This is a genomic window from Psychrobacillus sp. FSL K6-4615, from assembly GCF_038008225.1.
Taxonomy (GTDB): Bacteria; Bacillota; Bacilli; order Bacillales_A; family Planococcaceae; genus Psychrobacillus; species Psychrobacillus psychrotolerans.
On sequence record NZ_JBBOYQ010000001.1, the window covers coordinates 80,073 to 92,704 of the forward strand.

12 protein-coding genes and 1 rRNA gene are annotated in these 12,632 nt (G+C 40.0%); 11 read left to right on the top strand and 2 right to left on the bottom strand.

Annotation, left to right across the window (positions count from 1 at the left end):
• Nucleotides 1-17: 17 nt before the first annotated feature.
• Both MKX53_RS00380 and MKX53_RS00385 read right to left on the bottom strand, forming a co-directional pair.
• The gene (locus MKX53_RS00380) at nucleotides 18-992 is read right to left on the bottom strand and encodes a sensor domain-containing diguanylate cyclase (RefSeq protein ID WP_340908277.1); all 975 of its coding nucleotides are present in this window, start codon (nucleotides 990-992) and stop codon (nucleotides 18-20) included.
• Between the two features lie 27 nt (nucleotides 993-1,019).
• The gene (locus MKX53_RS00385; protein WP_340908278.1) at nucleotides 1,020-1,820 is read right to left on the bottom strand and encodes an alpha/beta fold hydrolase; all 801 of its coding nucleotides are present in this window, start codon (nucleotides 1,818-1,820) and stop codon (nucleotides 1,020-1,022) included.
• A 265-nt stretch (nucleotides 1,821-2,085) separates the two neighbouring features.
• Between MKX53_RS00385 and cysK the strand changes: the two genes are divergently transcribed.
• The 11 genes from cysK to MKX53_RS00440 all read left to right on the top strand — a co-directional run bounded on the left by cysK (nucleotide 2,086) and on the right by MKX53_RS00440 (nucleotide 12,621).
• Nucleotides 2,086-3,009 (top strand): cysteine synthase A, encoded by a 924-nt coding sequence (cysK, locus tag MKX53_RS00390; protein WP_093538658.1) that lies wholly within the window; start codon nucleotides 2,086-2,088, stop codon nucleotides 3,007-3,009.
• A 193-nt stretch (nucleotides 3,010-3,202) separates the two neighbouring features.
• Entirely contained in the window at nucleotides 3,203-4,582 is a 1,380-nt protein-coding gene (locus tag MKX53_RS00395; RefSeq protein ID WP_340913191.1) for an anthranilate synthase component I family protein, read from the top strand.
• Nucleotides 4,579-5,169 (top strand): aminodeoxychorismate/anthranilate synthase component II, encoded by a 591-nt coding sequence (pabA, locus tag MKX53_RS00400; RefSeq protein ID WP_093538659.1) that lies wholly within the window; start codon nucleotides 4,579-4,581, stop codon nucleotides 5,167-5,169. Before MKX53_RS00395 ends, pabA begins: the two co-directional genes overlap by 4 nt.
• Nucleotides 5,170-6,009 (top strand): aminodeoxychorismate lyase, encoded by an 840-nt coding sequence (gene pabC / locus MKX53_RS00405; RefSeq protein WP_340908280.1) that lies wholly within the window; start codon nucleotides 5,170-5,172, stop codon nucleotides 6,007-6,009.
• Nucleotides 6,009-6,866 (top strand): dihydropteroate synthase, encoded by an 858-nt coding sequence (gene folP / locus MKX53_RS00410; protein WP_340831969.1) that lies wholly within the window; start codon nucleotides 6,009-6,011, stop codon nucleotides 6,864-6,866. Before pabC ends, folP begins: the two co-directional genes overlap by 1 nt.
• Nucleotides 6,867-6,871: 5 nt before the next feature.
• Nucleotides 6,872-7,237 (top strand): dihydroneopterin aldolase, encoded by a 366-nt coding sequence (gene folB / locus MKX53_RS00415; RefSeq protein WP_093538661.1) that lies wholly within the window; start codon nucleotides 6,872-6,874, stop codon nucleotides 7,235-7,237.
• A complete protein-coding gene (gene folK, locus MKX53_RS00420) occupies nucleotides 7,234-7,755 on the top strand; it encodes a 2-amino-4-hydroxy-6-hydroxymethyldihydropteridine diphosphokinase (protein WP_340908282.1) in 522 nt (173 codons plus the stop codon). The genes folB and folK overlap by 4 nt, the downstream gene beginning before the upstream one ends.
• 2 nt (nucleotides 7,756-7,757) lie before the next feature.
• Nucleotides 7,758-7,928 (top strand): helix-turn-helix domain-containing protein, encoded by a 171-nt coding sequence (locus tag MKX53_RS00425; protein WP_340908284.1) that lies wholly within the window; start codon nucleotides 7,758-7,760, stop codon nucleotides 7,926-7,928.
• Complete coding sequence (dusB, locus tag MKX53_RS00430; RefSeq protein WP_340771281.1) at nucleotides 7,928-8,953, top strand: tRNA dihydrouridine synthase DusB; 1,026 nt, start codon at nucleotides 7,928-7,930, stop codon at nucleotides 8,951-8,953. The genes MKX53_RS00425 and dusB overlap by 1 nt, the downstream gene beginning before the upstream one ends.
• 178 nt (nucleotides 8,954-9,131) lie before the next feature.
• Nucleotides 9,132-10,622 (top strand): lysine--tRNA ligase, encoded by a 1,491-nt coding sequence (gene lysS, locus MKX53_RS00435; protein ID WP_093538665.1) that lies wholly within the window; start codon nucleotides 9,132-9,134, stop codon nucleotides 10,620-10,622.
• A 444-nt stretch (nucleotides 10,623-11,066) separates the two neighbouring features.
• Nucleotides 11,067-12,621: ribosomal RNA gene (locus MKX53_RS00440) — 16S ribosomal RNA — on the top strand.
• Nucleotides 12,622-12,632 lie beyond the last annotated feature (11 nt).

Below are 12,632 nucleotides of genomic sequence, written 5' to 3' on the forward strand. Positions count from 1 at the left end.
AGATGGTCTTTTCTAATTTAGATGATCTGAAAAGTAGCGTGTGTCACTTTATTCCTTCCGCGTTCCTTAGAAGAATAGAGTGCTTTATCTGCATGTGCCATAATAGAAGAGGTTGTATCCATAGGATTACTAGTTGCTACACCAATACTCACGGTAATTTTCATGATCTCCCATTGAGCTGATTGAATGGTACTTCTTAATAGTTCTGCTTCTTTTAAAGACTCTTCCTCATCTCTCAAAGGCAAAATTACAACGAATTCCTCACCGCCGTACCGAGCGATCGTATACTCTTCTGGGAAAAAATCGGTCAATAGCTTAGTTAATTGGATTAAAACCTTATCACCTACAAGATGTCCGTGTGTATCATTGACCGTTTTAAAATGATCAATATCTAATATTAACAGTGAAAAGAGGCAATTGGTTTGTTTAAATTGCACTAAGTATTCATCTAATTTTTTAATGAAGTATCTGCGGTTTTTTAAACCAGTAAGCCCGTCAGTAATGGAAAGTATCTCGAGCTTATTGTTTAGTTTTAGTAATTCTATTTGCTTATGTTCAAGCTCAAGATGTAGTTCTTCCATTTTTACTAAAGCGGCATTCTTCTCACGATATGCTTCCTCTACTAGTATTTTAGCTTGACGTATTTCTTGTTCATAATCTATTCGTCTACCCATATGTACAAAAATACAATCTACAACATCAGTTTCCTCATAATATTTTCCGTTAAATAATACTGGAATATCTGTACCGTTACTTCCTTTTAAGTTTAAATATATTTCATCCACATATCCATTTAGTTGGATAAAAGGATAAAAACAGGAGTGGAACAATAATTTATTGGCAACGGACATAATAGATTCAATATGATTGGAGATTAAATTGTCTTGTGTGTAGTTTCCCATCTCAAGGAATGTTCTATTTACATCTAAAATTACTCCTTGTGGCGTCATGGAAATGTAACCACACGGCAAACTATGCAATCTCTTATCCATCAAAGTACATCCTTTCAATACAAATATTTACGTCAATATAAAATTATTTATATAACTAATCGTTTCTTTGGGATGGCTAAGGTGAGGGTAATGCCCCTTAGCTTCCATTAAGTAAAGCGTACTATTCTTCATATGCTCGTGTAAATAATTGCCTACTACTAGAGGTACGATACTGTCATCAGAACATTGCATTATTAACGTAGGTGTTGTTACTTTATCTAAATCTGCACGATGGTCAGAAAAGAACGTAGTCTCAGCAAATTGTCTAGTTATTAAAGGATTTGATCGAGTAAAGCTCTTTTCAAGTTCTTCTGTTAGTGCAGGAACGTCAGGGTTTTTCATACCGAGAGGTGCCATAAAGCTAGCCCAACTAAAATAATTCATTTCCATCATAGTGAGTAGTTCTAGGACATCCTTTTTTTCGAACCCACCATGATATATGTCCCCCTCATTGATATAGCAAGGAGAAGGTCCAATCATTATCATTTTACTGAAGTATTCAGGGCGTTCAATAGATGCAAGCATGCCAATCATGGAACTGACCGAATGTCCGATAAATATAACATTCTTTAATTTGAGTATTTCCAGAATGTCTAAAACGTCCTGAGCGTAGCCATGAAGTGTGCTGTACTTTTCGAAATCATACGCAGTTAAATCTGAATTTCCTGACCCTACATGATCAAACAAAATTATTTGATAATTTTTTTCAAAAAATGGTGTAATATATCTCCACATATTTTGATCGCATCCAAAACCATGTGCGAATATAATAGTACGGTCGCCTTCACCTAAAATTTTCACATTATTTCTAACTAGTATATTATTCATTAAAAAAACCCCGATCATCTTAGATTTGTTTTCATTAAATTTAAGTTGACATTTGTATAAAAAATTCTCCGAAGTATAATCATTGTAAATAATCAATTATACACGAGTTACTTTTAGTATTCTATCGCTTAAATGATAATATGGATAAATTTGCATGATGGAATATTCAGAAATATTGAATGTAAATTTATTGACATTTTCACTGAATCATTGGTATGATTAAGAAATAAAACCTATTAGACAAGTAGGGATTGGGAGTGGAGAAATGACGAAGTTAGCGCAATCTGTATTGGATTTGATCGGAAATACACCAATCGTAAAATTAAACCGTGTAGGAAACCCTGAAGATGCTGAGGTATATGTAAAACTTGAATACTTTAATCCAGGGAGTAGTGTAAAGGATCGTATCGCAATGGCCATGATTCAAGCTGCTGAAAAAGAAGGTAAGTTAAAAGAAAATGGCACAATTATAGAGCCTACAAGTGGTAACACAGGGATTGGTCTTGCTATGATAGCGGCAGCAAAAGGCTATAACGCTGTATTAGTTATGCCTGATACTATGAGCTTAGAGCGTAGAAACCTACTTCGCGCTTACGGAGCGGACCTTGTATTAACTCCTGGTGCTGACGGTATGAAGGGTGCTATTGCAAAAGCGGAAGAGCTTGCAAAAGAAAATGGTTGGTTTATGCCCCAACAATTCAATAACGGAGCAAATCCAGAAATCCATCGCTTAACAACTGGTCCTGAAATTGTAGAGGCATTCGATCAATTAGATGGATTTGTATCAGGTATTGGTACTGGTGGAACAATTACTGGAGCGGGTGGAGTGTTAAAAGAAAACTTCCCAGGAATCCATATTGCTGCGGTAGAGCCAACTGATTCAAATATATTATCTGGTGGTAAACCAGGCCCTCATAAAATTCAAGGGATTGGTGCAGGATTTATACCAGAAGTTCTGGATACAAAGCTTTATGACTCAATCATTCAAGTAACGAATGACGATGCGTATGCCACTTCTCGTGAAGTAGCAAAACTAGAAGGTATTCTTGGTGGAGTTTCTGCAGGTGCAGCAATTTATGCAGCCCTTCAACTTGCTAAAGAACTTGGAAAAGGGAAAAAGGTATTAGCGATTGTTCCGGATAATGGAGAGCGTTACTTAAGCACACCTTTATACAAATTCGAAGATTAATAACAAATAGATAGAAAATATGAAGAGAGGGAGCAGTTAATGCTTCCTCTTTTTTTCTGTATTTCTATTTTATAAATAGTTTCAATTATTTTCTTAGTGGCGAAAAGGAGTAGTTTCAAGTTAAGATGAAATCAAATCGTTTATAGGGGGATTTGAGAAAGTGAATATCAAACTAGAGACACATACCTTTCATATGACAAAGGAAACTTTTTTCTATGCTTATAAAATGTTAACAAAAGAGCAACCATATAACGTGTTTTTAGAGAGTGGCAGGGGTGGTCACTTATCTGTTGCAGCTTGGAATCCTGTAGCTATAGCAAAGTCAGTAGAAAATGGCTTGCAGATTCATTGGAGAAGTGGAGAAAGAGAAGTTCGTGAAGGAGAGGCGCTAGAGGAGTTAGAAAAACTAGTTTCTGAATATAAGTTGCCTTTTCAGCAAAATCTACCCGACTACCAAGGTGGGGCTATTGGTTTTATTAGTTATGATTATGCAAGGAAGATAGAAGTTTTACCGGATTTGGCTGAGAATGATTTACATATTCCAGATATCTATTTCCATCTATACGATTGTTGGGCAGTATTAGATATAAAAACAGAAGTGGTCACGTTAATGAAGCTCTCTACTTGTGATGTAGATTTAATGGAACTAGAGCAAGAGTATATGGAAGCAGCTGAAAAGGGAATGGATTTAAGGAAGTTTCATCCTGGTTCTGCAATGGAAGTAGCGGAAGACCCAGCTGAGTTAAAGGTGTCGGTAAGCTCAAGTGAGTTTGAATCTGCCGTATCGAAAGTTCAACAATACATAGCGCAAGGCGACGTTTTCCAGGTTAACTTATCTGTCAGACAATCGAAACAATTGAAAGTAAGTCCAATAGAAATGTATGAAGCATTGCGTGCATTCAACCCTTCTCCTTATATGGCTTATATACAAGCACCAGAGTTCTCTGTTGTCTCAGGATCACCCGAATTATTAGTAAAGAAAAAGGGGACTGAGTTATCTACTAGACCAATTGCTGGAACAAGACCACGGGGGAAAAGTGACTCGGAAGATATCTTGTTAGCAAATGAATTGATTGAAAATGAAAAAGAGCGTGCGGAGCATGTCATGCTTGTCGATTTGGAGCGAAATGACCTTGGCCGTGTTTCGTCCTATGGAACAGTGGAAGTGGATGAGTTTATGGTTATAGAAAAATACTCTCATGTGATGCATATTGTCTCTAATGTAAAAGGGACACTTCAATCTGGTACATCTAATAAAGAGATCATTCGTGCAATGTTCCCTGGAGGTACGATAACCGGTGCACCTAAAATTCGGACGATGGAAATAATCGAAGAGCTAGAGCCAGTGCGTAGAGGGCTATATACTGGGTCAATTGGGTGGTTAGGATTTTCCGGAGATTTAGAATTTAATATTGTAATACGCACTGCATTTATTCAAGACGGGATGGCTCATATACAAGCTGGTGCTGGCATTGTCATTGACTCGGTACCGAGCGCGGAATATACGGAATCATTAAACAAAGCAAAAGCAGTGTGGCAGGCGAAGGCTATGGCAGAAGGAGGGTACAAATGATCTTAATGATTGATAACTATGATTCTTTTACTTATAATCTCGTTCAATATATAGGAGAGTTAGAAATTGAAGTAAAGGTGGTTCGTAATGACGAAATAACTATAGAGAATATTCTAGAACTAGACCCTCAAGTCATTGTTGTGTCGCCTGGACCATGTACACCAAATGAAGCTGGTATTAGTTTGGAGGTAATTACGTATTTTGCAGGGAAGATTCCTATTCTGGGTGTTTGTTTAGGTCACCAGGCTATTGGACAAGCATTTGGAGGAAAGGTTATACGTGCCGAACGATTAATGCATGGGAAAGTTTCTCCAGTTTTCCATGACGAAACTGGTGTGAATAGCGATATGCCAAATCCTTTTCAGGCGACAAGGTACCATTCCTTACTTGTGGAAAGAGAATCATTACCGGACTGTTTGGAGATTACCGCTTGGACAGAAGAAGGGGAAATAATGGGACTTCGTCATAAAAAGTATGCTGTAGAGGGAGTTCAATACCATCCGGAGTCAATCATGACCGAAGAAGGTAAAAAAATCATCCGTAACTTTGTTGAAACGTATAACTTTACCGCTAAGGAGAGTCATTAAATGGATGCATGGAAAGATGGAAGACTTTACCGCGCAGACGAACTAATGGTATCTGCATATGATCACGGCTTTTTATATGGACTTGGCTTTTTTGAAACGTTTCGTACATACAATGGAAAAGTTTTTTTATGGGATGCGCACTGGAATCGTTTATGCCGGGCACTTTCCGACTTCCGAATAGAGTTGCCCTGTGAAGAACAGGAGCTAATTGCAGCGGTAGCAGCACTTACAGAAGCGAATCATGGGGAGGATGGCTATTTTCGGTTGAATATTTCGGCTGGTCCCCACGACATTGGTTTGCAACCTTCGTATTATAAGAAGCCGACAGTAATTTTATATCGTAAAGCATTGCAAATTGCAACTAGGGGCACAGAGAAATCTGCTATCTGGCTAGAGACAGTTAGAAATACTCCTGAAAGTGGTATGCGTCATAAATCCCACCACTATGCGAATAACGTACAAGCTAGATTCGAGTTAGAGTCGCTAGCTTCTTGTGAAGGTTTTTTCCTAACGGTAGATGGGTTTGTAGCGGAGGGAATAACATCGAACATTTTTTGGTCCACTAATGGGAAGTTGTATACTCCATCTTTACAAACGGGTATTTTAGCAGGTACGACACGTGAGTGGGTGAGAAACTGTTCTTTATTTGAAGTGGAAGAAGGTTTCTTCACAAAGGATGAATTAGAAAAGGCGGATGAAGTATTTATCACTAATGCGGTACAGGAAATAATACCGATTAAGCAATTGGGGAAATTCCAGTTTTGGGGTAATGCGGGACCAGTTTATAAGGCGTTACATGATAGCTATAAAAGATGCATACAGCAAGAAGGGATCGAATGATGAATTTACACAAAAATAGTGGCAAGTTTGAAGCTGGTGGAGTTGCGTTAGACTTTCAGAAGGAAACGATTGTGATGGGTATATTAAATATTACTCCTGACTCTTTTTCAGACGGTGGAAAGTTTAACAAAATAGAAACTGCTGTTGCAAGAGCGAAACAAATGGTTGCTGATGGTGCCAAAATAATAGATATTGGCGGTGAATCTACAAGACCTGGCTATACCCGTATTTCAGATGATGAAGAAATTGCTCGTGTTGTTCCTGTCATTCAAGCGATAAGAGCAGAAGTAAATACAGTAATCTCGATTGATACATATAAATCTGCAGTTGCAAAAGCTGCAGTACTTGCGGGTGCACATGTGATAAACGATATTTGGGGAGCTAAGAGAGATCCTGAAATAGCAAAAATTGCAGCTGATCATGGAGTTCCGATAATATTGATGCACAATAGAGACAATGAAGAGTATGCTGATTTCTGGTCAGAAGCAAAACAAGATTTAGAAGAGAGTATTCAAATAACGAAAGCGGCTGGAGTTCCGGACGAGCATATATGGTTGGATCCGGGTATTGGTTTCGCCAAATCAACTACTCAAAACATCTGGATGATACAGCATTTAAGTGATTTAGTTGAGATGGGTTACCCTGTATTATTGGCAACGTCTCGTAAACGATTAATCGGTAACGTTTTGAATCTTCCTGTCGATGAACGAATGGAAGGTACTGGAGCAACAGTTTGTTATGGTGTTCAAGTTGGGTGTCATTTGGTGCGAGTACATGATGTAAAAGAAATAACTCGTATGACGAAAATGATGGATGTATTGACTGGAAAAGTGAAGTATATGGAAAGTGAGGCGTAATATAAATGGATTATATACATTTGAATGACTTAGAATTTTACGGATTTCACGGAGCATTGCCAGAGGAAACAAAGTTAGGTCAAATATTTAGAGTAACCATCACGTTAGCATGTGATTTGAAAAAAGCAGGTGAAACCGATAATTTAGAGGAAACTGTAAACTATGCAGAGGTCTTTGAGCTATGCAAAGGAATAGTAGAAGGCAAACCGTATTTATTAATAGAAGCAGTTGCAGAAAAAGTCGCTACATCTATCTTACAAGAATATGCAGAGAAGGTTAGTGGCTGCCGTATCCAATTAGTAAAACCGAATCCCCCGATTGTTGGACATTATGCTTCTGTGGCCGTCGATATTACTAGAGGGACATTATGATGAATCCTGTATTTATATCGCTAGGATCAAACATAGGAAATCGTTTGGAGTTCCTTCAGCAAGCAGTGCGGTTGTTGCAGCAAGTAGAAGGAGTGAATGTAGTCAAAGTATCTTCGGTTTATGAAACAGACCCGGTGGGGTATGAGGATCAGGCTGCATTTTTGAATATGGTAGTAAAGATTGAAACGTTATGTAGTCCACATGAAATATTAAAAAAGTGTAATGAGATAGAGGTACAATTAGGGCGAACTCGAGAAATCCATTGGGGGCCCCGAACTGTAGACCTTGACATTTTGTTGTATAATAAAGAGAATATGAAAACGGAGGACCTTATTATCCCACATCCACGGATGATGGAAAGAGGCTTCGTGCTTATACCACTTGTGGAATTACAAGCGGATTTAGTAGATCCACAATCTAAGCAGTTAATAGCAGATGCTGCGCAAGTTCAGAAAGAAGGCGTCCATTTATGGAGAACATTCGATGGGGTCGGCGCATTCGTGCATTTCGTAGGTTAAAAATGGTAAAGCAGGTTGAACTTGCAAAAGAAATGGAAATGTCTGTGTCTATACTTGGTCAAATTGAGCAGGGTAAACGAATTCCGAGTGAGGAGCAATTAGAAAAGGTTGCCTCTATACTTCATATACAAGTAGAAGAATTAAAAGGAGAAACAAAGGTAGGTGAACAATGATGGCAAATGCATCGACAAAACCATTTAAAATAGGTAATCACATAATGGATAATCGAGTAGTATTAGCACCAATGGCTGGTATTTGTAATTCAGCATTTCGATTGACTGTAAAGGAATTCGGAGCTGGCTTAGTATACGCTGAGATGATCTCGGATAAAGGGATTGTACAGAAAAACGAAAGAACCTTGAGTATGCTTTATATTGACGAGCGTGAAAATCCACTATCACTTCAGATTTTTGGTGGAGAAAAAGAAACTCTTGTAGAAGCAGCTAAGTATGTTGACCAAAACACGTCAGCGGATATCATTGATATCAATATGGGTTGTCCTGTAAACAAAATCATTAAATGCGAGGCCGGAGCTAGAATGCTTTTGGATCCTAACAAGATTTATGAAATGGTTGCAGCGGTAGTAGATAACGTTAAAAAACCAGTAAGTGTGAAAATGCGTACTGGTTGGGATGAAGAACATCTATATATGGTGGAAAATGCCCAAGCTATAGAACGTGCTGGCGGATCAGCAGTAGCTGTCCATGGTCGTACACGCGTCCAAATGTATGAAGGACATGCAAACTGGGATTTAATACGTCAAGTGAAAGAGGCAGTGAATATTCCTGTTATCGGAAATGGTGACGTAAATACACCTCAAGATGCAAAACGTATGCTAGATGAGACAGGTGTAGATGCAGTTATGATTGGTCGTGCTGCGCTAGGTGATCCGTGGATGATTTACCGTACAGTAGAGTACTTGGAATCGGGTCTGTTAAAACCAGAACCAACTGTACAAGAAAAAATGGACATATGCTTACTGCATTTTGAACGTTTAATGGCCCTAAAAGGTGAAAATATTGCGGTTAGAGAAATGCGCAAACATGCATCTTGGTACTTAAAAGGTATTCGGGGCAATGGTATAGCAAGAAACAAGATTAATCAAACTGAATCTGCACAAGAGTTAAAAGACTATTTACGTTACTTTGCAGAGGAGTCTTCTAAAGAATATGAGGCTGCAGAATCTATCCTGATTTAATCGATAAACCAAAGGGCTGTCACTATAGGTGGCAGCTTTTTCCGTTTAAAACCATAATCAGAATAATAGAAAAAGTATTCTTCTATTAGAAAAAGATGATTAGAATGCAGAAATTGTGTACAATAAATGCAACGTGAAAAAGTAATTATGGATAATAGATAGTGGAGGAGTGACGAACATGTCTAATATGGAAGAATTAAACGATCAACTTTTGGTGAGAAGACAAAAGATGGCTTCAATACAAGAAAAAGGGCTAGATGCTTTTGGTAGTAAATTCGTACGTTCACATTTAAGTAATGAAGTAGTTGCTGAGTTTGATCAATTTACAAAAGAACAATTAGAAGAAACACTACATGAAGTGATTATTGCTGGTAGAATTATGACGAAGCGTGGAAAAGGAAAAGCAGGATTTGCGCATATTCAGGATCTTGGTGGCCAAATTCAAATTTATGTACGTAAAGATGCTATTGGTGATGACGCTTATGAGTTATTTAATACAGCTGATTTAGGAGATATAGTGGGTATACGTGGAAATGTATTCCGTACACAAGTTGGAGAGCTATCTGTAAAAGCAACTGAGTTCACATTCTTAACTAAATCTCTACGACCGATGCCGGAGAAATTCCATGGCTTAAAAGATGTCGAGCAACGTTATCGTCAACGTTATTTAGATCTAATGACTAGTGAAGAAAGTAAAAATACATTTATAACGAGAAGTCGTATTATTCGTGCTATGCGTCGTTACTTAGATAACGAAGGCTACTTAGAGGTGGAAACACCAATGTTACATACAATAGCAGGTGGAGCAGCAGCTCGTCCCTTCATAACGCATCATAATGCGTTAGATATGGAATTATATATGCGTATCGCAATTGAATTACATTTAAAACGCCTTATCGTAGGTGGATTAGAGAAAGTCTATGAAATTGGTCGTGTATTCCGTAACGAAGGTGTATCTACACGCCATAACCCAGAGTTTACGATGATTGAATTGTATGAAGCTTATGCAGACTATAATGATATTATGAATCTAACGGAAAACTTAGTTGCTCATGTAGCGCAAGATGTTTTAGGGACAACTACGGTAACTTACGGGGAAGATCAGATTAATCTTGCGCCGGGTTGGAGACGTTGGCATATGGCTGATGCGGTAAAAGAAACTACGGGTGTTGACTTCTGGGCAGAGCTTACAAAGGAAGAGGCGCACGCTTTAGCTAAGGAGCACGGAGTAGATGTAAGACCATCTATGGAAGTAGGACATGTATTAAATGAATTCTTCGAACAAAAAGTAGAAGAAACACTAGTGCAACCGACATTTATCTTTGGTCATCCAGTAGAAGTATCACCACTTGCGAAGAAAAATCCAGAAGACGGCCGCTTTACTGATCGTTTTGAATTATTCATCGTCCGTCGTGAGCATGCGAATGCTTTTACAGAGTTAAATGATCCTATTGATCAACGTCAGCGCTTCGAAGCACAAATGGTAGAAAAAGAAGCTGGTAATGACGAAGCGCATGAAATGGATGAAGATTTCTTAGAAGCGCTTGAGTATGGAATGCCGCCAACAGGTGGTCTAGGTATCGGTATAGATAGATTAGTGATGTTATTAACTAACTCGGCCTCTATTCGCGATGTACTATTATTTCCGACAATGCGTCATAAAGATTAAGATAGGTATTATAAAAAGTGAGTTACTACTATTAGTAGTGGCTCACTTTTTATATTTATACTATATATTGTGTGTAGAATAGTCGTTAGAAGTTTTTAAATAAAATTTAAGAAAACCACTTGTCAGAACGTTTCACAGGTGGTATAGTTATCAAGTTGTCATTTTCATTAGTGACTTACACGAAAAACAAATTAAAAAAAGTTGTTGACAACGATATCAGGATTTGGTATGATATTAAAGTCGCCAAAACGACATTACAACAACATGAACATTGAAAACTGAACATGCAAAACGTTAAGAAACATAGCTTTCAACTAACTTGTTAGGATGATAGCAAAACAATTTTGGACATCATTTAATGATGATGCCAGCAAAACAAAATGAGCTTTTAAACTAGTTCTAATTTGTTCGCTTTCAATGTGCTCTGCATACTGGAAGTGAACTATTATGGAGAGTTTGATCCTGGCTCAGGACGAACGCTGGCGGCATGCCTAATACATGCAAGTCGAGCGAATGACGAAGAAGCTTGCTTCTTCTGATTTAGCGGCGGACGGGTGAGTAACACGTGGGCAACCTGCCCTGTAGATTGGGATAACTCCGGGAAACCGGGGCTAATACCGAATAATCCATTTCCTCACATGGGGAGATGTTAAAAGACGGCATCTCGCTGTCACTACAGGATGGGCCCGCGGCGCATTAGCTAGTTGGTGAGGTAACGGCTCACCAAGGCGACGATGCGTAGCCGACCTGAGAGGGTGATCGGCCACACTGGGACTGAGACACGGCCCAGACTCCTACGGGAGGCAGCAGTAGGGAATCTTCCACAATGGACGAAAGTCTGATGGAGCAATGCCGCGTGAGTGAAGAAGGTTTTCGGATCGTAAAACTCTGTTGTGAGGGAAGAACAAGTACGAGAGTAACTGCTCGTACCTTGACGGTACCTCATTAGAAAGCCACGGCTAACTACGTGCCAGCAGCCGCGGTAATACGTAGGTGGCAAGCGTTGTCCGGAATTATTGGGCGTAAAGCGCGCGCAGGCGGTCCTTTAAGTCTGATGTGAAATCCCACGGCTCAACCGTGGAAGGTCATTGGAAACTGGGGGACTTGAGTACAGAAGAGGAAAGCGGAATTCCAAGTGTAGCGGTGAAATGCGTAGAGATTTGGAGGAACACCAGTGGCGAAGGCGGCTTTCTGGTCTGTAACTGACGCTGAGGCGCGAAAGCGTGGGGAGCAAACAGGATTAGATACCCTGGTAGTCCACGCCGTAAACGATGAGTGCTAAGTGTTAGGGGGTTTCCGCCCCTTAGTGCTGCAGCTAACGCATTAAGCACTCCGCCTGGGGAGTACGGTCGCAAGACTGAAACTCAAAGGAATTGACGGGGGCCCGCACAAGCGGTGGAGCATGTGGTTTAATTCGAAGCAACGCGAAGAACCTTACCAGGTCTTGACATCCCGCTGACCGGCCTAGAGATAGGCTTTTCCCTTCGGGGACAGCGGTGACAGGTGGTGCATGGTTGTCGTCAGCTCGTGTCGTGAGATGTTGGGTTAAGTCCCGCAACGAGCGCAACCCTTGATCTTAGTTGCCAGCATTTAGTTGGGCACTCTAAGGTGACTGCCGGTGATAAACCGGAGGAAGGTGGGGATGACGTCAAATCATCATGCCCCTTATGACCTGGGCTACACACGTGCTACAATGGACGGTACAGAGGGTCGCAACCCCGCGAGGGTGAGCAAATCCCATAAAACCGTTCTCAGTTCGGATTGTAGGCTGCAACTCGCCTACATGAAGCCGGAATCGCTAGTAATCGTGGATCAGCATGCCACGGTGAATACGTTCCCGGGCCTTGTACACACCGCCCGTCACACCACGAGAGTTTGTAACACCCGAAGTCGGTGGGGTAACCCTTACGGGAGCCAGCCGCCGAAGGTGGGACAGATGATTGGGGTGAAGTCGTAACAAGGTAGCCGTATCGGAAGGTGCGGCTGGATCACCTCCTTTCTAAGGATAAT

Coding starts and splice junctions, on each gene's coding strand:
- folP (WP_340831969.1), top strand. CDS start 6,009: ATGAATTTACACAAAAATAGTGGCAAGTTTGAAGCTGGTGGAGTTGCG.
- folB (WP_093538661.1), top strand. CDS start 6,872: ATGGATTATATACATTTGAATGACTTAGAATTTTACGGATTTCACGGA.
- pabA (WP_093538659.1), top strand. CDS start 4,579: ATGATCTTAATGATTGATAACTATGATTCTTTTACTTATAATCTCGTT.
- MKX53_RS00425 (WP_340908284.1), top strand. CDS start 7,758: ATGGTAAAGCAGGTTGAACTTGCAAAAGAAATGGAAATGTCTGTGTCT.
- folK (WP_340908282.1), top strand. CDS start 7,234: ATGATGAATCCTGTATTTATATCGCTAGGATCAAACATAGGAAATCGT.
- MKX53_RS00385 (WP_340908278.1), bottom strand. CDS start 1,820: ATGAATAATATACTAGTTAGAAATAATGTGAAAATTTTAGGTGAAGGC.
- pabC (WP_340908280.1), top strand. CDS start 5,170: ATGGATGCATGGAAAGATGGAAGACTTTACCGCGCAGACGAACTAATG.
- lysS (WP_093538665.1), top strand. CDS start 9,132: ATGTCTAATATGGAAGAATTAAACGATCAACTTTTGGTGAGAAGACAA.
- dusB (WP_340771281.1), top strand. CDS start 7,928: ATGGCAAATGCATCGACAAAACCATTTAAAATAGGTAATCACATAATG.
- cysK (WP_093538658.1), top strand. CDS start 2,086: ATGACGAAGTTAGCGCAATCTGTATTGGATTTGATCGGAAATACACCA.
- MKX53_RS00380 (WP_340908277.1), bottom strand. CDS start 992: ATGGATAAGAGATTGCATAGTTTGCCGTGTGGTTACATTTCCATGACG.
- MKX53_RS00395 (WP_340913191.1), top strand. CDS start 3,203: ATGACAAAGGAAACTTTTTTCTATGCTTATAAAATGTTAACAAAAGAG.